The organism is Mesorhizobium amorphae (genome assembly GCF_014843845.1).
GTDB lineage: Bacteria > Pseudomonadota > Alphaproteobacteria > Rhizobiales > Rhizobiaceae > Mesorhizobium > Mesorhizobium amorphae_A.
Window position 1 is genome coordinate 23,303 of record NZ_JHQS01000007.1, and the last position, 22,468, is coordinate 45,770.

20 protein-coding genes are annotated in these 22,468 nt (G+C 64.4%); 11 read left to right on the plus strand and 9 right to left on the minus strand.

Features of this window, described 5'->3' with window-relative positions:
* Positions 1-44 precede the first annotated feature (44 nt).
* The 6 genes from DH08_RS02680 (at position 45) to DH08_RS02705 (ending at position 5,884) form a co-directional block, all read left to right on the plus strand.
* Positions 45-1,298 (plus strand): sarcosine oxidase subunit beta family protein, encoded by a 1,254-nt coding sequence (locus DH08_RS02680; protein WP_192177769.1) that lies wholly within the window; start codon positions 45-47, stop codon positions 1,296-1,298.
* Positions 1,298-1,720, plus strand: coding sequence for a hypothetical protein (locus DH08_RS02685; RefSeq protein ID WP_192177770.1), 423 nt, complete (start codon positions 1,298-1,300; stop codon positions 1,718-1,720). Before DH08_RS02680 ends, DH08_RS02685 begins: the two co-directional genes overlap by 1 nt.
* A gap of 12 nt (positions 1,721-1,732) precedes the next feature.
* Positions 1,733-2,029: a sarcosine oxidase subunit delta gene (locus tag DH08_RS02690; protein WP_192177771.1), complete on the plus strand. Its 297-nt coding sequence runs from the start codon at positions 1,733-1,735 to the stop codon at positions 2,027-2,029.
* Positions 2,026-5,019, plus strand: a complete 2,994-nt coding sequence (locus DH08_RS02695; protein WP_192177772.1) for a sarcosine oxidase subunit alpha — start codon at positions 2,026-2,028, stop codon at positions 5,017-5,019. Before DH08_RS02690 ends, DH08_RS02695 begins: the two co-directional genes overlap by 4 nt.
* Positions 5,012-5,593 (plus strand): sarcosine oxidase subunit gamma, encoded by a 582-nt coding sequence (locus DH08_RS02700; protein WP_192177773.1) that lies wholly within the window; start codon positions 5,012-5,014, stop codon positions 5,591-5,593. The genes DH08_RS02695 and DH08_RS02700 overlap by 8 nt, the downstream gene beginning before the upstream one ends.
* A gap of 63 nt (positions 5,594-5,656) precedes the next feature.
* Complete coding sequence (locus DH08_RS02705; protein WP_192177774.1) at positions 5,657-5,884, plus strand: hypothetical protein; 228 nt, start codon at positions 5,657-5,659, stop codon at positions 5,882-5,884.
* 188 nt (positions 5,885-6,072) lie between these two features.
* On the opposite strand, the gene DH08_RS02710 is transcribed toward DH08_RS02705, so the two are convergent.
* From DH08_RS02710 to DH08_RS02735, 6 genes are all read right to left on the minus strand, one after another.
* Positions 6,073-6,315: a DUF680 domain-containing protein gene (locus DH08_RS02710; RefSeq protein ID WP_192177775.1), complete on the minus strand. Its 243-nt coding sequence runs from the start codon at positions 6,313-6,315 to the stop codon at positions 6,073-6,075.
* A gap of 292 nt (positions 6,316-6,607) precedes the next feature.
* Positions 6,608-7,252 (minus strand): TetR/AcrR family transcriptional regulator, encoded by a 645-nt coding sequence (locus tag DH08_RS02715; RefSeq protein ID WP_006206251.1) that lies wholly within the window; start codon positions 7,250-7,252, stop codon positions 6,608-6,610.
* A gap of 90 nt (positions 7,253-7,342) precedes the next feature.
* Positions 7,343-8,119, minus strand: coding sequence for an SDR family NAD(P)-dependent oxidoreductase (locus DH08_RS02720; protein ID WP_192177776.1), 777 nt, complete (start codon positions 8,117-8,119; stop codon positions 7,343-7,345).
* Positions 8,120-8,138: 19 nt separating this feature from the next.
* Positions 8,139-9,197, minus strand: coding sequence for a phosphotransferase (locus DH08_RS02725; RefSeq protein ID WP_192177777.1), 1,059 nt, complete (start codon positions 9,195-9,197; stop codon positions 8,139-8,141).
* A complete protein-coding gene (locus DH08_RS02730; protein ID WP_210328511.1) occupies positions 9,194-9,721 on the minus strand; it encodes a MaoC family dehydratase in 528 nt (175 codons plus the stop codon). Before DH08_RS02730 ends, DH08_RS02725 begins: the two co-directional genes overlap by 4 nt.
* Positions 9,718-10,533 (minus strand): SDR family oxidoreductase, encoded by an 816-nt coding sequence (locus DH08_RS02735; RefSeq protein WP_192177779.1) that lies wholly within the window; start codon positions 10,531-10,533, stop codon positions 9,718-9,720. The genes DH08_RS02730 and DH08_RS02735 overlap by 4 nt, the downstream gene beginning before the upstream one ends.
* Positions 10,534-10,660: 127 nt before the next feature.
* Between DH08_RS02735 and DH08_RS02740 the strand changes: the two genes are divergently transcribed.
* Positions 10,661-11,902 carry an acyl-CoA dehydrogenase family protein gene (locus DH08_RS02740; protein ID WP_192177780.1) on the plus strand — a complete coding sequence of 414 codons (1,242 nt, stop codon included), beginning with the start codon at positions 10,661-10,663 and terminating at the stop codon, positions 11,900-11,902.
* A 54-nt stretch (positions 11,903-11,956) separates the two neighbouring features.
* Complete coding sequence (locus DH08_RS02745) at positions 11,957-12,994, plus strand: zinc-binding dehydrogenase (RefSeq protein WP_192177781.1); 1,038 nt, start codon at positions 11,957-11,959, stop codon at positions 12,992-12,994.
* A 135-nt stretch (positions 12,995-13,129) separates the two neighbouring features.
* Here the strand turns inward: DH08_RS02745 and DH08_RS02750 are convergent, their stop codons facing one another.
* The 3 genes from DH08_RS02750 to DH08_RS02760 form a co-directional block, all read right to left on the minus strand.
* Positions 13,130-16,261, minus strand: coding sequence for an efflux RND transporter permease subunit (locus DH08_RS02750; protein WP_192177782.1), 3,132 nt, complete (start codon positions 16,259-16,261; stop codon positions 13,130-13,132).
* Entirely contained in the window at positions 16,258-17,421 is a 1,164-nt protein-coding gene (locus DH08_RS02755; protein WP_192177783.1) for an efflux RND transporter periplasmic adaptor subunit, read from the minus strand. The genes DH08_RS02750 and DH08_RS02755 overlap by 4 nt, the downstream gene beginning before the upstream one ends.
* 168 nt (positions 17,422-17,589) lie before the next feature.
* Positions 17,590-18,414 carry a MurR/RpiR family transcriptional regulator gene (locus tag DH08_RS02760; protein ID WP_192177784.1) on the minus strand — a complete coding sequence of 275 codons (825 nt, stop codon included), beginning with the start codon at positions 18,412-18,414 and terminating at the stop codon, positions 17,590-17,592.
* A 147-nt stretch (positions 18,415-18,561) separates the two neighbouring features.
* Here DH08_RS02760 and DH08_RS02765 point away from each other — a divergent pair, with 147 nt between their 5' ends.
* The 3 genes from DH08_RS02765 (at position 18,562) to DH08_RS02775 (ending at position 22,421) form a co-directional block, all read left to right on the plus strand.
* The gene (locus DH08_RS02765; RefSeq protein ID WP_192177785.1) at positions 18,562-19,380 is read left to right on the plus strand and encodes an N-formylglutamate amidohydrolase; all 819 of its coding nucleotides are present in this window, start codon (positions 18,562-18,564) and stop codon (positions 19,378-19,380) included.
* A gap of 21 nt (positions 19,381-19,401) precedes the next feature.
* Complete coding sequence (locus tag DH08_RS02770) at positions 19,402-20,964, plus strand: amino acid permease (RefSeq protein ID WP_192177786.1); 1,563 nt, start codon at positions 19,402-19,404, stop codon at positions 20,962-20,964.
* An 86-nt stretch (positions 20,965-21,050) separates the two neighbouring features.
* Positions 21,051-22,421 (plus strand): glutamine synthetase family protein, encoded by a 1,371-nt coding sequence (locus DH08_RS02775; RefSeq protein WP_006206238.1) that lies wholly within the window; start codon positions 21,051-21,053, stop codon positions 22,419-22,421.
* The last annotated feature ends 47 nt before the right edge of the window (positions 22,422-22,468 follow it).

Sequence of the window (22,468 nt, forward strand, 5' to 3'; positions counted from 1 at the left end):
CCGGCCGATTGCTGGCCCGGCCGTCCCATCCGCGAGGCTAGAACGTGAAGAAATATTCGGTATTCGCCATCGCCCGCGAGGCCATGCGCGGCCATAAGGGCTGGGAAGAGCAATGGTCTTCGCCCGAGCCGAAGAAGGAATACGACGTCATCATCGTCGGCGCCGGCGGCCATGGCCTGGCCACCGCCTATTATCTCGCCACGGTGCACGGCATCACCAATGTTGCGGTGCTGGAAAAGGGCTGGCTCGGCGGCGGCAACACCGGCCGCAACACTACCATCATCCGCTCCAACTACCTCTATGACGAAAGCGCCGGCATCTACGACCATGCGCTGAAGCTGTGGGACGGGCTGAGCCAGGAGCTCAACTACAACGTCATGTATTCGGCGCGCGGCGTCATGATGCTGGCGCACAATGTGCACGACATCCAGGTGCTGAAGCGCCATGTCCACGCCAACCGGCTGAACGGCATCGACAATGAATGGCTGACGCCCGAGCAGGCGAAGGAATTCTGCCCGCCGCTCAATATCTCCAAGCAGGCCCGCTATCCGGTGGTGGGCGCCGCTTTGCAGCGGCGCGGCGGCACGGCGCGCCATGATGCGGTCGCCTGGGGTTATGCGCGCGGCGCTTCGGCGCGCGGCGTCCACATCATCCAGAATTGCGAAGTCACCGGCGTCAAGCGCGCGGCGAACGGTGCCGTCACCGGCGTTGACACGACGCGCGGCTTCATCGGCGCCAAGAAGGTCGGCGTGGTGGCGGCCGGTCATTCGTCGGTGATCATGAACATGGCCGGCGTGCGTATGCCGCTGGAAAGCTATCCGCTGCAGGCGCTGGTCTCGGAGCCGGTCAAGCCGGTGGTGCCGTGCGTAATCATGTCGAACACGGTGCACGCCTATATCTCGCAATCCGACAAGGGCGAACTGGTGATCGGCGCCGGCACCGATCAGTATGTCTCCTATTCGCAGACCGGCGGCCTGCACATATTGCAGCACACACTCGACGCCATCTGCGAGATGTTCCCGATCTTCACGCGCATGAAGATGCTGCGCTCGTGGGGCGGCATCGTCGACGTGACGCCGGACCGCTCACCAATCCTGGCCAAGACGCCGGTGCCCGGCCTCTATGTCAATTGCGGCTGGGGCACGGGTGGCTTCAAGGCGACGCCGGGGTCGGGCCACGTCTTTGCCCACACCATCGCCAAGGACGACCCGCACCCGATCAACGCGCCCTTCACCATCGAGCGCTTCCGCACCGGCCGCCTGATCGACGAGGCGGCGGCGGCGGCGGTGGCGCACTGATGATGACCGAGATGGCTGTCGCGGTGCCGCTGGTGCTCGCTAGCGAGCAGGGGATGTTTCATTTTCCGTTGGCTGAAGAGGTGCGCCTGCAGCCCATCAGCCGCGCCGAAAACGAGACCGGATGGCCGTTTTCCGTCGATGCGGGCGTGCTGGCCTGCGTCTGGAGCGGCGGCCAGAAAGTGGTCAGCTTCCTGGAAAACAGGCCGGCCGATCTCGAGGACGGTGAGACATTCCAGCCGCGCCACGTCATCGTAACGACCGATCCGGTGCTGCTCACTTTCGGCAATATGGCCGATCGCGAGCTGTTCCGTCCGGCGGCGAACATCGAGGAACGCATCCGGATGGTCGCGCCCTTCGCGGCGCTGGGCCAGAAGCTTTGCGATCAACCGGCCGGCGCTCATGTCGGCCACGGCGAATTGTAGGAACCAAGCACAATGCTTCTCATCCGCTGCCCCTATTGCGAGGAAGAGCGCCCGGAACTCGAGTTCCGCAACGCCGGCGAGGCGCATATCGCGCGCTCGGCCAACATCGCCGGCGAAAGCGACGACGATTTCGAGAAGTTCTTCTTCATCCGCTCGAATCCCAAGGGCGTCATCCACGAGCGCTGGCGGCACATGCATGGCTGCGCGCGCTTCTTCAACGCCGTGCGCGACACCGTGACCGACAAGTTCATCATGACCTACAAGGCCGGCGAGCCGAAGCCCGCGAAGCTGCCTGGAGTTGCCAAATGAGCGGCGCATTCCGCATTCCCGGGGCCGGGCGCCTCAAGCAGGCGAAGACGGCGCGCTTCAGCTTCGACGGCCAGGCCTACGCCGGCGTCGAGGGCGACACGCTGGCCTCGGCCTTGCTTGCCAACGGCGTTCACCTCGTCGGCCGTTCGTTCAAGTACCACCGTCCGCGCGGCTTCCTGTCCGCCGGCGCGGAAGAGCCCAATGCGCTGGTCCAGATTGCGCGCGACGACGCGCGCAAGACGCCGAACGTGCGGGCAACCGTGCAGGAGCTCTATGATGGGCTCGCCGCGCAGTCGCAGAACCGCTGGCCGTCGCTCGCCTTCGACGTCGGCGCGGTCAACGACATCGCCTCGCCATTCTTTTCGGCCGGCTTCTACTACAAGACCTTCATGTGGCCGAAGGCCGCGTGGAAAAGCCTCTACGAACCGAAGATCCGCGCCGCGGCCGGCCTCGGCGTGTCACCGGACCGGCCCGATCCCGACCATTATGCGGCGCGCTTCGCGCATTGCGACGTGCTGGTGCTCGGCGGCGGTGCTGCCGGCATCGCCGCGGCCCTTGCGGCAGCCGAGACCGGCGCCAGCGTCATGCTGGCCGACGAGCAGGCGGAGTTCGGCGGCAGCCTGCGTTTCGAGACCGGCGCCAGGATCGACGGCCAGGACGGTTTTGGCTGGGCTCAAGGTGCAATCGCCAAGCTGAAGGCCATGGACAACGTCCGCGTGCTCTCGCGCACGACGGCGTTCGGCTACTACGCGCAGAATTTCGTCGGGCTGGTCGAGCGCGTCAGCGATCATCTGCAGAACCCTGGTCGCGAACTGGCCCGCGAGCGGCTGTGGCAGGTTCGCGCCAAGCGCGTCGTGCTGGCGACCGGCGCCATCGAGCGCCACATGGTGTTTGCCGATAACGACCGTCCCGGCATCATGCTGGCTTCCGCCGCGCGTACCTATCTCAACCACTATGGCGTGGCGGTCGGCAAAAATGTCGGCGTCTATACCGCCAACGATTCAGCCTATGCGGCGGCGATCGACCTGAAGAAGGCCGGCGTCAATATCGCGGCCATCGTCGACCTGCGCGACAACCCGACCGGGCCGGTGATCGACGAGGCGAGGGCGCTCGGCATCGAGATCAATTTCGGCCGCGCGGTGGTTCGCGCCGGCGGCAAATTTCGGGTGACCTCGATGACCGTGCAGCCGAAGAATGGCGGCGGCGAGCGCACCATCCCGGTCGACGCGGTCCTGATGTCGGCCGGCTGGACGCCGTCTGTGCATCTGTTTTCGCAATCGCGCGGCAAGGTCGCCTTCAACGACGAGACCAAGCGCTTCGTGCCCGGCACCTACGCGCAGGACTGCGTCTCGGTCGGCGCCTGCAACGGCACCGACGGGCTGGCGGCGACGGTCGACGAGGCCTATGCGGCCGGCGCCAAGGCGGCCAAGGACGCGGGCGCCAAAGCCGCCAAGGGTACGAAGCCGAAAGTCGACGCCGGCGAGAGCTGGTCGCGCGGCATGCTGGGTGCGGCACCTGGCGCCGGGCCGGATACGACGGTGAAGGCTTTCGTCGATTTCCAGAACGACGTCACCGCCAAGGACATCCGCCAGGCGGTGCATGAAGGCATGCATTCGATCGAGCACGTCAAGCGCTTCACCACCAACGGCATGGCGACCGACCAGGGCAAGACCTCCAACATGCATGGTCTGGCGATTGCCGCCGAGACGCTGGGCAAGCCGATCCCTCAGGTCGGCCTCACCACATTCCGCGCGCCCTATACGCCGGTCACCTTCGGCTCGATCGTCGGACACGCGCGGGGTCCGCTATTCGATCCGACCCGCAGAACCGCGATCCATCCCTGGGCCGAGGCCCAAGGTGCCGTGTTCGAGGATGTCGGCCAGTGGAAGCGCGCCTGGTATTTCCCGAAGGGCGGCGAGGACATGCATGCCGCCGTCGACCGCGAATGCGTCGGCGTGCGCAAGACGGCCGGCCTGTTCGACGCCTCAACGCTGGGCAAGATCGAGGTGGTTGGGCCGGATGCGGCCAAGTTCATGGAGCTGCTCTACACCAATCCGTGGGAGAAGCTGGAGCCCGGCCGCTGCCGCTACGGCATAATGCTGCGCGAGGACGGCTTCATCTATGATGACGGCGTCGTCGGCAGGCTGGCGCCGGACCGTTTTCATGTGACGACGACGACCGGCGGTGCGCCGCGCGTCATGAACCATATGGAGGACTATCTCCAGACCGAGTTCCCGCATCTCAATGTCTGGCTGAGCTCGATCACCGAGCAATGGGCGGTGATTGCCGTGCAGGGGCCGAAGTCGCGCAACATCATCGCGCCGCTGGTCGAGGGCATCGACATGTCGGACGAGGCGCTGCCGCATATGTCGGTACGCGAGGGCAAGATCTGCGGCGTGCCGACCAGGCTGTTCCGCATGTCGTTCACCGGCGAGCGCGGCTTCGAGGTCAATGTGCCGGCCGATTACGGCCAGGCCGTCTGGGAAGCGCTGTGGGCCGAGGGCCAGAAGCACGGCGCCGTCGCCTACGGCACCGAGACCATGCACGTGCTGCGCGCCGAAAAGGGCTACATCATCGTCGGCCAGGACACCGACGGCACGGTGACGCCGAACGATGCCGGGCTCGACTGGGCGGTTGGCAAGAAGAAGACCGATTTCGTCGGCATTCGCGGCTTGGCGCGGCCGGACCTGGTCGCCAAGGGCCGCAAGCAACTTGTCGGCCTGAAGACCAAGGACACGAAAGTGGTGCTGGAAGAAGGCGCGCAGATCGTCGCCGACCCGAAGCAGTCTATCCCGATGAAGATGATCGGCCACGTCACCTCGAGCTACTGGTCGGAGAATTGCGGCCGCTCGATCGCGCTGGCGCTGGTTGCCGGCGGCCGCGACCGCATGGGCGAGACGCTCTACGTGCCGATGCCGAACGGGGTGATCGAAGTGGAGGTCACCGGCATGGTGTTCTTCGACGAGAAGGGGGAGCGCCTCAATGGTTAAGGCTGCCGCAAAGACAACCGCATCCGCGACCCCGTCGGCCGAACGCCGTGCCGCACTCGCCGGCCAGACGGTTTCCGCGACCGGCGTCGCACTCGCCGTGCTGCCGCCGGCCGAGCGTATCTCGCTGCGCGCGCCGGAGGCTTCCGTGGCAGCGCTTTCGAAGGCGCTCGGCGTGACCTTGCCGACAAAGCCGAAGACCTCTGCGTCCAAAGCCGGCCGCACGGCGCTGTGGCTTGGGCCGGACGAATGGCTGGTCATCGACGAGGCCGGGAAAGACCCGCTCGCCGATTGCGCCAAGGTTACCGCGCTGCATTCGGCGGTCGGCATCTCGCACCGCAACGTCGCGTTTTCCGTCACCGGTCCGGCCGCCGCCGCAGCGATCAATGGCGGCTGCCCGCAGGATCTGTCGCTTGAAGTCTTTCCGGTGGGTGCTGCTTCGCGCACCATCCTGGGCAAGTCCGAGATCGTGCTGCTCCGCAGCGGACCAGACGCCTTCCGGGTCGAATGCTGGCGTTCGTTCTCGGACTATGTCTTTACTTTGCTATCGGAAGCAGCGAGCGACGCGGCAGCGTAGCGCGAGTCAGGAACGTTTGCCGCGCAGGCTCGTTCTGCTTCCGCCGGCCGAGGGAGAATGCCGATGCCGCCGAAATCCACGCCGAAGTCGGCCAGGAAGACCGCTGCCGTCCGTTCGCTCGAACGCGAACGAGATCACGAGGTGAGCGCGGAAGAGGAACTCGAGGAAGGCCTCGAGGACACGTTCCCAGCCAGCGATCCGATATCGATCACCTCGACCTCCATCTCCGGCGCTCCCGCAAGACCCGGCAAGGCCAAGACTGTGGCCGGGCGAAAACAGCGCAAGAAGTAATTCGGCAGGGCGCGCGCTGACATGAAAACGGGCGGTCAGATTCTCCTGCCGCCCTTTTCTTCATCCGCATATTTGAGCCGCCATGGCGTCGTCGACCTTGGGGGGAGAGCGCCGCCGCAGCGGTATCAAACCTCTTGTTTGAGCATGATCTTATCCGAAAACCGGTTCCCACTTTTCGGGATCATGCTTTAGAACGTGCTGGGCACGATCCAGGGGTCGATCTCGATGCCGAGACGCGGGCCCTTGGCGGCGTCGGTCTTGGTCGCGCCGGTCTTTTCGACCGAGCCCGTCGTGCCGCAATCGAGCTTCAGATTGGCGCTGGTATGGACGCAGGCTGTAGCCGGCGCTTGCTTGGTCGGCTGGGTGGAGCCGGCGAAGGCCGCACCTGAAAACGCCAGCACCGCTGCGAGGGTGAGGATTGTCTTTTTCATGGTTTGTCTCCGGTTCAATTTCTTCGTACATGTACGATACAGCGTACATATACGTCTCGGAGATCGGAACTTCAAGTCAGAAATCGTACACGTACGATCAATATTCATAAAAGGCCAAAATGCCGCATGGCACGGCAAAAGCCTGTCCATCCGGATGAAATCGGGATGGGCTCTATCTCGCTGTTTGAGCTTGATCTTTTTCCGAGCCGAAGGTTAACGCAGCAAATCCGGTTCTACTTCGGGATCATGCTCCAGACGCTGGCTGGATCAAACGATGTTGGACGCAGGCCTATCAGCAGTTGACCGGAGTCTCGGTCAGCGGCGGCACATCCTGTGTCGACAGCGTGGCCAGAGTGAAATCGCACATCCGCTTCACGAAAGCCTGCGGGTCGCCGAAGGGGTAGAATGGAAAGGTGATCAGCAGCGAGATCGTGCCGTGGCCCACCGCCCACAGCATGGTGGCGATGGCGCGCGGATCGCCCTTGAGCTTGCCGGCGGCGACGCAGGCCTCGACCCTGCTGATCAGCGCCTTCATCGCCGGGTTGCTCTCTTCCATCTCCTCGTAGGACCTGCCTTCCGGCGGCTTGGTCTTTTCGGTCATGAAGACGGTGCGGTATTCGTTGGGATTGCCGAGGCCGAAGGCGGCGTATTCGGTCATGACCGCCTGCAATGCCTCGATTGGATCGTCGGACGGATGCTCCTCGATCCGGCGGGCAAGCGTCTCGAACGCATCCTCGGCCAACGCGAAGAGGATGTCCTGCTTGTCGGCGAAATAGGAATAGACCGACATCGGTGCATAGCCGACGCGCTTGGCCAGCTTGCGGATGGTCAGGCCTTCATAGCCTTCTTCCTGCACAAGCTTGTGCGCCGCCTCGACCAGTTCGGAGCGCAACTCGGCTTTCTGTCTTTCTCGGCGGTTCTGGACGCTAAGCGGCAATTCCTGCCTGCCTTTGTTGTTGGTTGCCTGACTAAATTATATACGGTGTACGGAAACCGACAAGGGCGGGTTTGGTTCCCCGGCGTTACGTCAGATCGCGCCAATGCCGCCATCGATGGCGAGCGTATGGCCGGTCATGAACGAGTTGGTCGGGTCGGCGGCGAACAGGATGGCGGTGATGACCTCATCCACCTCGGCGACCCGTTTCATCGGCACGCCGCGCGTCAGCTCTGCCAGCGCCTCGGCCTCCGGCGCGCCGCTGCCGCGGACAAAACCGTCGACCATCGCCGTGCGCGTATGGGCCGGGCAGATGGCGTTGATGCGTATGCCCTTGGTGGCGTACTCGGCGGCCGCAGACCTGGTCAGTCCGACGACGCCATGCTTGGCGGCGGCATAGACCGACAGCTTTGGCGCGCCGCCAAGCCCGGCGACGGAGGCGATATTGACGATCGTGCCGCCCTTGCCGCTCACTTTGAACTGTCGCTCCATGCACGGGATCTGGTGCTTCATCGCGAAGAAAACGCCCAAAAGGTCGATCTCGAGCACGCGGCGGGCCTCGTCCGATGCCACCTGCGGCAGGCGCACGAAGCTGTGGACGATGCCGGCATTGTTGACGGCGACATCCAGGCGGCCGAACCGTTCCGTCGCCAGCGTCACCAGATCTTCAGACAGCTTCTCCTCGGCGATGTTGCCAGCAAGGATCGCCGTCTCGGCCTCTAGTGTTTCGGCAAAGGCGGCCAATGCTTTTTCGTTCAGATCCGAGAGCACCAACCGCGCGCCTTCGGCGGCAAAGCCCTTTGCCGCGCCGCGGCCGAGGCCGCCGGCAGCGCCCGTGATCAGCACCGTCGCGCCGTCGAAACGACCCATCGCTCAGCTCTCCCAATTTTCAAGTATTCTTGTCGATCAATCTCACCGCCAGGCCGGCCAGCAGCTTGACCGCTTCGCCATAGGTTCTCGCCTTTTCCGGATTGGAGGCGTTGCCGTCCAGCGCGCGCCGGTAGACGCCCTGGCAGATTGCCGCCAACCGGAAAAAGGAGAAAGCAAGGAAGAAGCTCCAGTTGCCGATGCCGGAGAGCCCGCGCCGCCGGCAATAGGCGTCGACATAGGTCTCTTCGGACGGCAGGCCGAGCGTCGCGCGGTCGATGCCGCCGAGGCCACGAAACCCCGAGGCATGCGGCAGGCGCCACTGCATGCACTGATAGGCGAGGTCGGAGAAGGGGTGGCCGAGCGTCGACAGCTCCCAGTCAAGCACCGCCAGTACCCTGGGCTCGCCGGCTGCGAAGATCATGTTGTCCAGCCGATAGTCGCCATGCACCAGCGAGACACGGCCGTCATCAGCCGGCATATGCGTCTCGAGCCAGGCAATCAACCGGTCCATGTCGGCCACCTCTCCGGTTTCGGAGGCGCGGTACTGGCTGGTCCAGCGGGCGAACTGGCGTTCGAAATAATTGCCGGGTTTGCCGAAGTCGCTGAGGCCCGCCTTCTCGATGTCGACGTCGTGCAGGGCGGCAAGTGTTGCGTTCATGGCGTCGTAGATCGCGGCACGCTCGCCATTGTCCAACGCGTCGGGCAGCGCCGGATCCCAGAAGATGCGGCCGTCTATAAATTCCATGACGTAGAACATGCGGCCGATCAGGGAATCCTCGCCGGACAGATGCAGCATGGCGGGCACCGGCACGGCTGTTCCGGCAAGCGCCCGCATGACCCGGAACTCGCGGTCGACCTGGTGCGCGGATTTCAGCAACTGTCCAGGCGGTTTGGCGCGCAGCACGTAGCGGCCGCTTGCCGCCGTCAGCAAATAGGTCGGGTTCGATTGCCCGGATTTGAATTTCTCGATCGCGGAAAGCCCGGCGAAGCCCGGAATATGCGCTTCGAGATAAGGCCCAAGCGCTGCCTGATCGATCGCAAGCGCCGACTTGTCGTGCGCGTTGGTGTCGCCGCTCATGCCGTCTCTGGCTGGCGCTCGATCAGCGTCAGGGTCAGCCAGCGGGCGGTCAGCGCCGGCTTCTTCGAACCCTCGATCTCGATGGTCACGTCATGCGCCGTCTGCACCCAGCCCGACGGCCGGACCTTGACGTCGGCCAGCACGAAACGGGTGCGGATTCGCGATCCGGTCTTCACCGGCGCCAGGAAGCGCAGCGAATCGAAGCCGTGGTTGACGCCCATCTTGCTGTTTTCGAGCGGCGGCATGGTCTCGAAGGTCATCGCCGAAAGCAGCGACAGTGAAAGGAAGCCGTGCGCGATGGTGCCGCCGAACGGCGTCTCGCGCTCGGCGCGCTCGGGGTCGCAATGGATGAACTGATGGTCGTCGGTGGCGTCGGCGAACTGGTCGATCATGCGCTGAGTGACGATGCGCCACGGCGACACGCCGACTTCCTTGCCGACGCTGGCCAGAAGCACATCGAGACTGATCGGTTCCACGCTGATGTCCTCCACTTCGCCCGCCGGCTTCTCCGGCCGACATGTCATTCCTTGAACAGTTTCAGCCCATGCTGCACCGACTGCCCGCCGTCGATCGGCAGGATGGAACCGGTAACATAGCTGCCGGCACGGCTGCACAAATAAAGGGTTGCGCCAGCAATGTCATCCGGGGTGCCGATACGACCGATCGGAACATGGTTGCCGACATGTTTCGCCTGTTCTTCGGTTCCAGTGGCGAAAGCGGTCATGCGGCTCTGGAACGGGCCTGGGGCAAAGGCATTGACGGTGATGCAGCGACCGGCGAGCTCGATCGCCAGCGTGCGCGTCAGATGGTGAACGGCGGCTTTTGAGGCGGTGTAGGAATAGGCGTCGTCGGCCAGCGGCTGGGTGCCCATCACCGAACCCAGATTGATCACCCTTGCCGGATCGTCGTCGCTGGCCGCGGCGTCGAGCAGCGGCAGCAGTTCGCGCGTCAGGTGGAAGACGGCGGTGACGTTGACGCCGAGCACCTTGGCCCAGGCCGAATAAGGAAAACTTTCCAGCGGCGCGCCCCAGGAGACGCCGGCATTGTTGACCAGGATGTGCAGTTTTTCCGCGCGCAACTTCACCTCGGCGACCAGAGCCGCAATGCCTGCTTCGCTGGAGACATCGCCGGCAAAGCCCTCCGCGCGGCCCGATGCGCCGAGACCGTTCAGTTCGGCGGCGACCTTGACGCAATCCTCGCCCTTGCGCGAGGCGATCATCACGCTGGCGCCGGCCTTGACCAGGGCGGTTGCCGCCATGCGGCCGATGCCGGTCGCGGCGCCGGTGACCAGCGCGGTCTTGCCGGCGACCGAAAACAGCTCATCCAGATAGCTCATCGCATTTCCTCCGCCTTGCCCCTGTCTCGCGGCCGGGCGAAAGGGCTCGCGTTGACAAGGCTACCCGAAGTACGGTCATCCTTGCCACGGGTAAAGGGCCTGGATGCGCGTTGGAGGCCGGAGATCGATGGCGGACATGAATCTGGGCATGACCGAGCGGCTGAAGCCGATCCACGCGCGCGTCGCGGCGATGGTGCGCGACAAGATCATGCCGCTCGGCGAGGAATTTTTGGCCGAGATCGGCAAGGGCGGCGACCGCTGGGTCTACACTGAACGCCAGACGGAAATCCTCGAAGGGCTGAAAAGGACCGCCAAAGAGCGCGGCCTGTGGAATTTCTGGCTGACCGGTTCCGAGCGCGGTTACGGGCTTTCCACGGTCGAATATGCCTATCTGGCCGAAGAGATGGGCAAGGCGCATCTCGGCGCCGAGACCTTCAACTGCTCGGCGCCCGATACTGGCAACATGGAAGTGCTGGAGCGCTACGGCTCGGCCGAGCACAAGCAGCAATGGCTGGAGCCGCTGCTCGAGGGAAAAATCCGCTCGGCCTATCTGATGACCGAGCCGGATGTCGCGTCCTCCGACGCCACCAACATATCGATGCGCTGCGCACGGCAGGGCGGCGACTATGTGCTGAACGGCGAGAAATGGTGGGCATCCGGCGCCGGCGATCCGCGCTGCGCCATCTACATCGTCATGGTCAGGACCGGCGGCGACGACGAGCCGCAGCACCGCCGGCATTCGATGGTCCTGGTGCCGTCGGAGGCGAAAGGCGTGACCAAGGTGCGGCCCATGCAGGTCTATGGCGACGATTATGCGCCGCACGGCCACATGCATCTCAGGTTCGACAACGTGCGCGTACCGGCATCGAATCTGATCCTCGGCGAGGGCAGGGGATTCGAAATCGCGCAGGGGCGGCTGGGGCCTGGCCGTATCCACCACTGCATGCGTGCCATCGGCCAGGCCGAGATGGCGCTGGAGATGCTGTGCCAGCGCTCGGTGCGGCGCGAGGCGTTCGGTCAGCCATTGGCCAGGCTCGGTGCGAATTTCGACATCATCGCCGAATGCCGCATGGAGATCGAGATGGCCAGACTGCTCTGCCTCAAGGCGGCGTGGATGATCGACCAGGGCGATGCCCGCGCCGCCGCTCCCTGGATCAGTCAGATCAAGGTGGTAGCACCCCGTGTGGCGCTCAAGGTCACCGACGAGGCGGTGCAGATGTTCGGCGCGCAAGGCATCAGCCAGGACACGCCGCTCGCCCGCTCGTGGACGCATCTCAGGACGCTGCGGCTGGCCGACGGGCCGGACGCCGTGCATCGCCGGCAGGTGGCGCGGACCGAGCTGAAGAAGTACACGCAGGAAAAGGTCTGAGCCGCGGTTTGGCCAACCACCACTGAAATCCGCCGGCAAGCAAGGAGTTTCCCGATGGCCATCCCGTCCGAGATGAAGGCACTGCTGCTTGTCGGCGACGGCTACAGCAGGACGCCTTCAGGCTTCGCACTGGAAGCGATGGAGCCCTATCTCGAGCTAGGCGAGATTGCGGTGCCGGCGCCCGGGCCGACGCAGGTGCTGATCAAGGTCAGCCTCGCCTCGATCAACCCGTCCGACGTCGCTTTCATCAAGGGCCAGTACGGCCAGCCGCGCGCCAAGGGCCAGCCGGCTGGCTTCGAAGGGGTCGGCATCGTCGTCGCCGGCGGTGACGAGCCCTACCCAAAAAGCCTGGTCGGCAAGCGCGTCGCCTTCGCCACCGGCGTCACCAATTGGGGCTCCTGGGCGGACTATGCTGTCGCCGAGGCGGTCGTCTGCATTCCGCTCCTCGACACGGTTCACGACGAGGATGGTGCGGCGATGATCGTCAACCCGCTCACCGCGCTCGCCATGTTCGATATCGTCAAAGAGGCGGGCGAAAAAGCCTTCATCATGACCGCCGGCGCCTCTCAGCTCTGCAAGCTGATCGCAGGGCTTGCCAAGGAGGAGGGCTACAGGCCGATCGTCACCGTGCGCCGCGACGAGCAGATCCCGCTGTTGAAGGAAATCGGCGCGGCCCATGTGCTCAACGAGAAGGCGGCGGATTTCAAGGCTGCTCTGCGCGAGGTGATCAAGGCCGAGCAGCCGCGCATCTTCCTCGATGCGGTGACCGGGCCACTGGCCTCGACCATCTTCGACGCCATGCCGAAGCGCTCGCGCTGGATCATCTACGGACGGCTCGATGCCGAGGCGACGGTGATCCGCGAGCCCGGCCAGCTGATCTTCCAGCACAAGCATATCGAAGGCTTCTGGCTGAGCGAATGGATGCGCCAGTTCCGTGACAAGCGCGGCCCGGCGATCCTGGAGGCACAGAAGCGCTTTTCCGACGGGCGCTGGTCGACGGATGTGACGGCGGTGGTGCCATTGGCCGAGGCGATGGCGAAGATTCCGGCGGAGCTGGCCAAGCCGAACGGGAAGGTGTTTATTCGGCCGTGATCTTCCTTCTCCCCGTTCACGGGGAGAAGGTGCCCGAAGGGCGGATGAGGGGCGGCGCTTCCGTTTGTGAGGTTGGCTCTGCCCCTCACCTGCCTGCCGGCATCCTCTCCCCGTAAACGGGGCGAGGAAGGCTAGTCATTCCGCCGGCTCGACATTGGTGTAGGCGGCTTCTTCCAACTCGCGCTTCAGCCGCGCTTCCTCGTGCGTCTTCGGCGTCACGAAGCGGCCGAGCAGGAGATAGGCGACGGGGGTCAGGAACAGGGTCGAGACGGTGGCGAGGCCGAGCCCGCCGACGATCACCCAGCCGAGCGCGATGCGCGCCTCCGCACCGGCGCCCGCGGCCAGCACCAGCGGCACGCCGCCGAGCACGGTGCAGATCATCGTCATCATCACCGGGCGCAGGCGGATGATCGAAGCCTGCTCGATCGCCTCGCGCACGCCGAACCCGCGGTCGCGCAGCTGGTTTGCGAACTCGACGATTAGGATGCCGTTCTTGGCCATGACGCCGACCAGCAGCACCAGCCCGATCTGGCTGTAGGCGTTGAGGCTGGTGCCTGAGAGCAGAAGCGCGAAGATGGCGCAGGCAAGGCCAAGCGGCACCGTCGCCATGATGATGATGGCGCTGACGAAGCTTTCGAACTGGGCGGCCAGCACCAGCAGGATGATGACCAGCGCGAAGCCGAAGATGGTGATCATGGCGCTGTTGGTCTCGCCGAGCGTCGCGGCTTCCGCGAGCGGCAGGATGCGGCTGCCCGGCGGCAGCAGCGGCGTTGCGATCTCCTCGGCGCGGCTCAGCGCGTCGCCGAGCGCGAAATTGCCCGCCAGGTTCGAGGTGATCGCCACCGACGGCTGCTGCTGTTCGCGCGTCAGCGATGGCGGCACGGCGCGTTCGGTCAGCGTCGCGATGGTCGACATCGGCACGAAGCGGCCGTCGGCCGTCTTCAGGAAGATGTTCTCCAGATCGGTCGGGTCGTTGATCGGATTGGTCGTCGAGACCAGCTTCACCCCATAGCTGCGGTCGGCGATGTAGACGTCGACGACATCATTGCCGTCGAGCATTGCCTGCATGGTGTTGGCAAGCCCGGTGATGTCGATGCCGAGATCGGAGGCGCGCTCACGGTCGATGGCGACGGCAAGCTGCGGCTGTGTCGGGTCGACGGAGAGCCGCGGCGACTGGAAGCCCGGATCCTTGCGCATTTCGTCGATGACCTTGACCGCCGCTTCGCCGAGCGACTTGCGGTCATTGCCGACCAGCGCGAATTGCAGGCCGTTGCCGGCGCCGCGGATGCCCAGGCTGTTGGGCTGCACCGGGAAGACGCGCACGCTCGGCACCTGCCGGGTCAGTTGGCTGATCTCGGCCATGATCTCGCGCTGGCTGCGCGTGCGCTCGTTCCACGGCGCGAGCGTCATCACCATGAAGCCGTTGTTGTAGGCACCGTTCTGGCCGGCATTCTCGAAGGTGCTGCGGATCTCGCCGGAATCGCGCAGCGGCTGGATCAGTTTCTCGATCTTCTGCATCTGCTGCGTCGTGTAATCGAGGCTGACGCCCTGCGGCGCGCTGATGCGCAACAGCACGACGGCGCGGTCCTCGCTCGGCGTCAGCTCCTGGCGGATGGTGCCGAACAGGCTGAAGGCGGTGCCGGCGAACAACAGCGCCACCAGGACGACGATCCACGGCGCGTCGAGGCAGGCATGCAGGCAGCGTCGGTAGGTCGTGTTCAGCGCGCCGCCGATGCGGGCACCGATGCCGTTGCCGCCCTCATGGTGGAGCGCTGCGCTGGACAGCATGCGCGAGGCAAGCATCGGGCAGAGTGTCAGCGCCACCACGCAGGACAACAGCACCGACATGGCGAGCACGAATCCGAATTCGCGGAACAGGCCGCCGGTCTGGCCGGGCAGGAAGGAGATCGGCACGAAGACGGCGACCAGCGTCAGCGTGGTGGCGATTACGGCGAAGAACACCTCCTGCGCGCCGAGCACGGCGGCGGCGCGCGGGCCCATGCCTTCATTGCGCCGGCGCACGATGTTTTCGAGCACGACGATGGCGTCGTCGACGACAAGGCCGGTGGCCAGCACCAGAGCGAGCAAGGTCAGGATGTTGACCGAGAAGCCGGCGAGATAGATCGCGGCGATGGTGCCGATCATGGCGACCGGCATCGACAGGCCCGGAATGAGCGTCGCGCGCCAGTCGAGCAGGAAGGCGTAGATGACGATCAACACGATCGAGACCGACAGGGCCAGCGCGATCTCGACCTCATGCACGGCGCCGTTGACGAAGACGGCGTCGTCGCTGGTGACCTTGATCGCCATGCCCTGAGGCAGGTTCTCCTGCAGCTTGGCGACCGCGGCCCTGACGCCGGTCGAGATGTCCAGCGTGTTCGATTCCGCCTGGCGGATGATGCCGAGGCCGATGCCGGTCTTGCCGTCCGAACGCAAGGTGGTCTGGCCGATGTCGGGGCCGAGCGTGACGGTGGCGACGTCGCGGATGCGCGCCTTGCCGCCGATGATGATGTTCTCGAACTCGTCAGGCGTGGTCACGTCCGCCGTCGTGCGCACGATCAGGTCCTGGTTGGTGGTGGTGATCGAGCCGGCCGGCGAATCGAAGGCGACCGAGGCCAATGCTGTTCTAAGATCGGCGACGGTGAAGCCGTGGCTGGCCAGCTTGTTCTGGTCAACGTCGATGCGGAAGATCTTGTCGCGGTCGCCGGAGACCTGGACATCGGCGACACCCGGCACCGCGGCAAGCTCATCCTCGATCTGGTCCTGGACGATGACCGTCATGTCCTGCACCGACATGGTGTCGGAGGTGACGGCCAGCCGCATCACCGGTTCGGAATTGGCGTCGGCCTTGACGATGCGCGGCGGATCGGCGGTGTCCGGCATCTGGTTGGCGACACGGCCGACGGCGTCGCGTACGTCGGAGGCGGCGACATTGAGGTCGACGCCGTCGTTGAACTCGATGGTGACGCGGCTCGAGCCGAAGGACGAGGTCGACGAGATCGACTTGACGCCGGAGACGCGGGCGACCGCGCCTTCGATCGTATCGGTCAGCTCGCGGTCGACGGTTTCGGCGGCCGCACCCTCGAAGACCGTGCTGACGGTGATGACAGGGCGGTCGACATCCGGCAATTCACGGATCTCGACGCCGTAGAAGGCGGCAAGGCCGGCGACCGCGATCAGCGTGTTCAACACCAGGGCCATGACAGGCCGGCGGATGAACAGCGCGGTAAAGCCGGTTTCGCTGGCGGAGTTGACGGTGCCGGTCATGAGCCGTCAGCGTCGGCGGCGCGCTGTTCCTCGCCGGCGATGCGGACCTCACCGCCGTCGCTGACGCTCTGGGTGCCCTCGGTCACCACCATGTCGCCGCTGACGATCGGCGCGTCGATCAGCACCGTCTCGGTGTTGCGCTGGATGATGCGCACGGCGACGCGTTTCGCCTTGCCGTTCTGCACCGCCCAGACATAGGCGCCATCAGAGCCCCACTGGATCGCCAGCGGGCTGACGGCCGGATAGGAGTCGCCGGGGAATTTCATGCTGATCTGGAAGGACATGCCGGCGCGCAGCGAGTCGGCCGGATTGGCGATCGTTGCCTTGACCAGCAGGGTGCGGCTGTTCTCGTCGATGTGGTTGTCGATGGCCGAAACCGTTCCGGTATAGGCCTGCGCCGGGTTGGCGATCGGCGTCGCCGACAGTTGTGCGCCGACCTTGACGGCGGCGGCGAAGCGCTCCGGCACGAGGAAGTCGACCAGTATCGAAGAGCGGTCGTCCAGCGTGGCAATGGCCGACTCATTGGTAACATAGTTGCCGGCGGCGATCGGCAGGATGCCGACGGTGCCGGCGATCGGCGCGGCGATCGAGCGGCGCTGCAGGGCAAGTTCGGCATCGCGAAGTACCAGTTTGGCGACCGCCAGCACCACTTCGGCATCGGCGACGGCGACCGGTGTCGCGGTGTTGGAAGCCTGCAGCGATTTCACCCGGTCGAGCTTGTTCTGCGAGTCCTGTAAAACGAGCTTGGCGCGGTCCTGCGCGATCACCTCGGTCTCGGAATCGAGGGTAGCGATGATTTGCCCCTTTTCGACACGGGTGCCGGATTCGACTAGAAATTCGGTGAGGCGACCGGAACTGTAGGGATTGACCGTCACCGAAGCGTTGGCGCGGCCGGTGCCGATCGCCTGCAGGCGGTCGTTGATGGTGGCTGTGCCCGCCGGCAACGCAATGACGGTGGCTCGCTGGCCGGCGCCGTTGCTACCTGTTGCCTGCCTCGACGTGTCGACCGCGCCTGTCGTCACATTGGGCGCCGCGGCATAAGCCCAGTCGATACCCCAGCGCGCCAGCACCTCCGGCGCGCCCGGAAAGAAGCGAACCCAGGCGGCAGCCGCGGCCACCAGGACCACAAGCGCAAAAACGATCTGTCTCCAGGCGGCCATCGGCACTCCGGTTGGCAAACGTCTACCGGTTTCCCCAAGCATAAAACGCAGCAACGCACCCGGTTTGTGCGAAGCCACCAAAATATCATGGCTTTATGGCAATTCTGCCGCTGGCATGCACATTAAATCTGCGTAACCTTGGCGGGCTCGCCGCCAGGAAAGCCGGGGTCAGCGCAGGCTTTCCAATTCGCGGATGCGCTTGGCGCCATCGGTCTCGAGCTGTCTCGTCACCGCGCCGATCAGCGTTTCGGCGACGACGAAAAGCGCCGCCGAGGAATCCCAGGCCGAGGGCACGGCGGTGCGGCCGGCGATGACATGGCGGGCAAAGCGGGCGATCGGCGACAGCCATTGGTCGGTAAACAGCACGATGTGCACGCCGCGCTGATGCGCGGTTTCGGCGAAACGCACCAGGCTGTCCTGGTAGCGCCTGATGTCGAAAATCACCAGCACGTCACGCTTGCCCATGTCGATCAGCCGGTCGCGCCAGATGCCTTCCTGGCCGGCGAGGTGGTGGACGTCGGGCTGGACGATGGCGAGGTGAGCGGCCATGTAGCGCGCCAGCGGATCGGTGAAGCGGCCGCCGATCAGGAAGGTCTTGCCGCGGCGATGGGCAAGTGTCGCGGCGATGTCGGCAAGCTGCCTTTCGGACAGATGCCTGAATGTCTCGCGCATATTGTCGAGCGTCGCCTCCAGCATCGGCGACACCGCGCCGCCCGATGAGGCCGGGTTGAGCGTCCGCGTCGCCGGCGACTGCAATTGCGCCGCCAGTTCGTCCTGCAGTGCCGACTGGAATTCGGGATAGTTCTGGAAACCCAACCGGGCGACGAAACGCAGGATCGTCGGCGAGGACACGCCTGCCGCTGTAGAGAACTCGGCGACCGTCTTCAGGCCGATCAGCGGGTAGTTGGCGATCAGCGTCTGTGCGGCGCGCCGCTCGCCTGCCGGCATCGTGCCAATGCGGTCCGAGATCAGTTCGGCAATGCTGGAAATCATGTTTTCCCCCGCCTTTGGCTCAGTCGAAACCGCTTTCTCGAAATCGCGTTTGACAAAGCCGGACAAACTGTATGAAATCATCCACAGGGACGCAATGAGACAAAATACGTAACATACGATACAGCGCTCCCCCTGGGGACGTAGGCTATGGAGACAGCACGGCCCGCCAGCCTTGCATCGCCTGAAACCGTCAGGGTGACCAACCCCGGCGGATCAAGTCCGTTCGTGTTCACCTGCGACCACGCCTCCAATTATCTGCCCGCCGAATTCGGTACGCTCGGCCTGCCTGCCGAGGACCTTTCGCGCCACATAGCCTGGGATCCCGGCGCGCTGCCGGTCGCCCGGCGCATGGCCGAGGCGCTCGACGCGACGCTGGTCGAGACCGGCATCTCGCGCCTCGTCATCGACTGCAACCGTCCGCTCGACGCACCGGACCTTGTGCCGCCGGTCAGCGAGACCACGATCATCCCCGGCAATGCCGGCCTGTCGGACAAGCAGCGCGCGGAGCGTGTCGCTTTGTCGTGGCGGCCCTTCCATGACACGATCGCAGAGATCGTCGACAAAAGGCTGGCGCGCGGGCAGGTGACGCGGCTGGTATCGGTGCATTCCTTCACGCCCGTCTACAAGGGTAAGAGCCGGCCTTGGCATATCGGCATCATCCATGACGAGGACCGCCGGCTGGCGGCGCCGCTGATATCAGCGCTGCAGCGGCTGACCGGCGTCACGGTCGGCGTCAACGAACCCTATTCGCCGGCCGACCGCGTCTATTTCACGCTGGAACGCCACGCGCGTTCGCGCGGCCTTGCCTGCGCGATGATCGAAATCCGCAACGACGAAATTTCCGGCGAAGCCGGGCAGCGGAAATGGGCGGATATGCTCACCGGTATTTTTCTGGATCTGGAGCCCGAGGAGGCCAGCGGCTCCCGACAACGTGCAGTGGGAAAGTCAGTACAATCGGCCAGCTAAGAACTTAAAAGGGGACAAAAAATGTCATCGCAAGACTATTCGGACGTCGACAAGAAGGAGGATCTGAAGGTCCTTCACGGAATGGGCTATGCCCAGGAACTATCGCGAAGCATGAGTCGCTTCTCGAATTTCGCCATCTCGTTTTCTATCATCTGCATCCTGTCGGGTGGCATCAACTCCTTCGCGCAAGCCACCTCGTCGATCGGCGGCGCCGGCGCCGGCATTGGCTGGATCGTCGGCTGCTGCGTGTCGGGATTTTTTGCTCTCGCCATGGCGCAGATCGCCTCGGCATTCCCAACTGCCGGCGGCCTCTATCACTGGGCGTCGATCCTCGGCAACCGCTTCACTGGCTGGCTTACGGCATGGCTCAACCTGCTCGGCCTGATCACGGTGCTCGGCGCCATCAATATCGGCACCGCCTTCTTCTTCGTCGGCACTTTCGGCGGAGCTTTCGGCATTACTGGAACGGCGGGTGAAATCGTCGGGTTCGTTGCCTTCATCACCGTGCTGCAAGCGCTGTTCAACCATTTCGGCATCAAGCTGACCGCCATGCTGACGGACGCTTCCGGCTTCCTGATTCTCGGAGCCACGGCTGTGTTGATCGTGGCTTGCCTGGTGTTTGCACCGGCGATCGACATCACGCGGTTGTGGACGTTCACCAACTATTCGGGTGACGCGGGTGGCGGTGTCTTCCCGCAAACCGACTCCATGACCTACCTCTTCCTGCTCTGCCTGCTGCTGCCGGTCTACACCATCACCGGCTATGACGCGTCGGCGCACACTTCGGAAGAAACGCTGAAGGCAGCGCATTCCGTGCCGCGGGCGATCGTTTCGTCCGTGCTCTGGTCTTCGCTGATCGGCTGGGCAATGCTGTGCGCCATCGTTCTGGCGATTCCGGACCTGGCTGCCGGCGCCAAGCAGGGCTGGAGCGTATTCTTCTCGACGATGGATGCGATCCTGCCGGGCTGGCTGAAGCAGCTGCTCTACCTGGCAATCCTGATCTCGCAGTTTCTTTGCGGTTTGGCCACGGTGACCTCGGCCTCGCGCATGCTGTTTGCCTTCTCGCGCGACGGCGGCATGCCGGTCGGCTCGGCCGGGCTCGCCAAGGTCAGCCCGACTTGGCGCACGCCTGTCAACGCCATCTGGACCGCGGCGATCCTTGAGATCATCTATGTGTTTCTTGCCCAGTTCATCTCGATCGGCGGCACCAACATCTACACCATCGTCGTCAATTCGACGCTGGTGTTCCTGTTCCTGTCGTTCACCATTCCGATCGTGCTTGGCATGCTGGCTTTCGGGACGGCGAAATGGCCGACTCCCGGCCCGTGGAATCTCGGCGCCGGGCTGTTCAAGCTGTTTTGCATCCTGTCGGTTATCGGCATGGCGATCATCTTCTACATCGCCGTCCAGCCGCCCAACGACAAGGTGCTCTACATCACGCTCGCCTTCATCGTGCTGACCGCCGTGCTTTGGTTCGGCTTCGAAAACCGCCGCTTCCAGGGCCCGCCGATCGGCGACCAGATTGCCAAACGCCAGGCGGCGATCAAGGTAGCGGAACAGGCGGTCGGCGAGACCGGCCACTAACGTCGTCAAATCAACCATGGCCGGCATCGTGCCGGCCATGGTTTCGTTTATCCATTTCAATCGACAAGCGCTGGAGTGCCACAAGAATGGCCGGAAATTTCTCGTTCGATCAGTTGAAGAAGGCGGTCTCCAGCGGCGAGATCGACACGGTGCTGGCCTGCATCGTCGATCTGCAGGGCCGGCTCGCGGGGAAACGTTTCCTGGCGCAGTATTTCGTCGATTCCGCCCATGACGAGACGCATGGCTGCAACTATCTCTTGGCCGCCGACATCGATATGGAGCCGGTGCCCGGCTACAAGGCGGCAAGCTGGTCGAAAGGCTATGGCGACTTCGTCATGAAGCCGGACCTGGCGACGCTGCGGCGCATTCCCTGGCTGGAAAAGACCGCGCTGGTGATCTGCGACGTGCTCGACCACCACACGCATGACGACCTGCCGCATTCGCCGCGCGCCATCCTGAGGAAGCAGGTCAAGCGGCTGAAGGAACGCGGCTATATCGGCTATTTCGCTTCCGAACTCGAATTCTATCTGTTCAACGAGACCTACGATTCCGCCCGCAAGAAGCACTGGCAGGGCCTTGACACCGCCTCTCCCTATATTGGCGACTACCAGATCGGCATCACCACCAAGGAAGAAGGCGTCATGCGCCGGCTCCGCAACGAGATGGATGCGGCCGGCATCCCGATCGAGAACTCCAAGGGCGAGTGGGGTCCGGGCCAGGAAGAGATCAATGTGCGCTATGCCGAGGCGCTCGAGATGGCCGACCGCCACGTCATCCTGAAGAACGGCGCCAAGGAGATCGCCGAATCCGAAGGCAAGGCGATCTCCTTCATGTCCAAGTACAATTACGGGCTCGCCGGCAATTCCAGCCACATCCACAATTCGCTGTGGAGCGCCGACGGCAAGACGCCGCTGTTTTTCGACAAGAAGGCCGACTGGACGCTGTCGACGCTCGGCCAGCAATGGGCGGCGGGCCAGCTCAAATACGCCAAGGAGTTCACCTGGTTCCTGGCGCCCTACATCAATTCCTACAAGCGCTTCCAGGCCGGCACCTTCGCGCCGACCAAGATCATGTGGAGCGAGGACAACCGAACCGCCGGCTTCCGGCTGTGCGGTGAGGGCACCAAGGGCATCCGCATGGAATGCCGCATCGGCGGCGCCGACCTCAACCCTTATCTCGCCTTCGCGGCGCTGATCGCGGCCGGCCTTGCCGGCATCGACGAAAAGCTGGAGCTGCAGAAGCCGTTCGTCGGCGACGCCTACCAGGCCTCGCGCCTGCCGGAGATCCCGAAGACACTGCGAGACGCCACCGAGACGCTGGCCAAGTCGAAAATGCTGAAGCAGGCGCTCGGCGAGGACGTGCTCGAACACTATGTCCACACCGCGAAGTGGGAGCAGTTCGAATACGACCGCCGGATCACGGATTGGGAACTGCACAGAGGGTTCGAGCGGTATTAAGGTTGCCGGGAACGCCGGCGTTGCCCCTCACCCTAACCCCGTGAACA

What these genes read in the sequence shown, in the direction of transcription:
- DH08_RS02740 (WP_192177780.1), top strand. Translation starts at nt 10,661, where the DNA reads ATGGCGGACATGAATCTGGGCATGACCGAGCGGCTGAAGCCGATCCAC.
- DH08_RS02770 (WP_192177786.1), top strand. Translation starts at nt 19,402, where the DNA reads ATGTCATCGCAAGACTATTCGGACGTCGACAAGAAGGAGGATCTGAAG.
- DH08_RS02720 (WP_192177776.1), bottom strand. Translation starts at nt 8,119, where the DNA reads ATGGGTCGTTTCGACGGCGCGACGGTGCTGATCACGGGCGCTGCCGGC.
- DH08_RS02765 (WP_192177785.1), top strand. Translation starts at nt 18,562, where the DNA reads ATGGAGACAGCACGGCCCGCCAGCCTTGCATCGCCTGAAACCGTCAGG.
- DH08_RS02685 (WP_192177770.1), top strand. Translation starts at nt 1,298, where the DNA reads ATGATGACCGAGATGGCTGTCGCGGTGCCGCTGGTGCTCGCTAGCGAG.
- DH08_RS02760 (WP_192177784.1), bottom strand. Translation starts at nt 18,414, where the DNA reads ATGATTTCCAGCATTGCCGAACTGATCTCGGACCGCATTGGCACGATG.
- DH08_RS02695 (WP_192177772.1), top strand. Translation starts at nt 2,026, where the DNA reads ATGAGCGGCGCATTCCGCATTCCCGGGGCCGGGCGCCTCAAGCAGGCG.
- DH08_RS02735 (WP_192177779.1), bottom strand. Translation starts at nt 10,533, where the DNA reads ATGAGCTATCTGGATGAGCTGTTTTCGGTCGCCGGCAAGACCGCGCTG.
- DH08_RS02755 (WP_192177783.1), bottom strand. Translation starts at nt 17,421, where the DNA reads ATGGCCGCCTGGAGACAGATCGTTTTTGCGCTTGTGGTCCTGGTGGCC.
- DH08_RS02745 (WP_192177781.1), top strand. Translation starts at nt 11,957, where the DNA reads ATGGCCATCCCGTCCGAGATGAAGGCACTGCTGCTTGTCGGCGACGGC.
- DH08_RS02775 (WP_006206238.1), top strand. Translation starts at nt 21,051, where the DNA reads ATGGCCGGAAATTTCTCGTTCGATCAGTTGAAGAAGGCGGTCTCCAGC.
- DH08_RS02730 (WP_210328511.1), bottom strand. Translation starts at nt 9,721, where the DNA reads ATGACATGTCGGCCGGAGAAGCCGGCGGGCGAAGTGGAGGACATCAGC.
- DH08_RS02700 (WP_192177773.1), top strand. Translation starts at nt 5,012, where the DNA reads ATGGTTAAGGCTGCCGCAAAGACAACCGCATCCGCGACCCCGTCGGCC.
- DH08_RS02710 (WP_192177775.1), bottom strand. Translation starts at nt 6,315, where the DNA reads ATGAAAAAGACAATCCTCACCCTCGCAGCGGTGCTGGCGTTTTCAGGT.
- DH08_RS02725 (WP_192177777.1), bottom strand. Translation starts at nt 9,197, where the DNA reads ATGAGCGGCGACACCAACGCGCACGACAAGTCGGCGCTTGCGATCGAT.
- DH08_RS02690 (WP_192177771.1), top strand. Translation starts at nt 1,733, where the DNA reads ATGCTTCTCATCCGCTGCCCCTATTGCGAGGAAGAGCGCCCGGAACTC.
- DH08_RS02750 (WP_192177782.1), bottom strand. Translation starts at nt 16,261, where the DNA reads ATGACCGGCACCGTCAACTCCGCCAGCGAAACCGGCTTTACCGCGCTG.
- DH08_RS02705 (WP_192177774.1), top strand. Translation starts at nt 5,657, where the DNA reads ATGCCGCCGAAATCCACGCCGAAGTCGGCCAGGAAGACCGCTGCCGTC.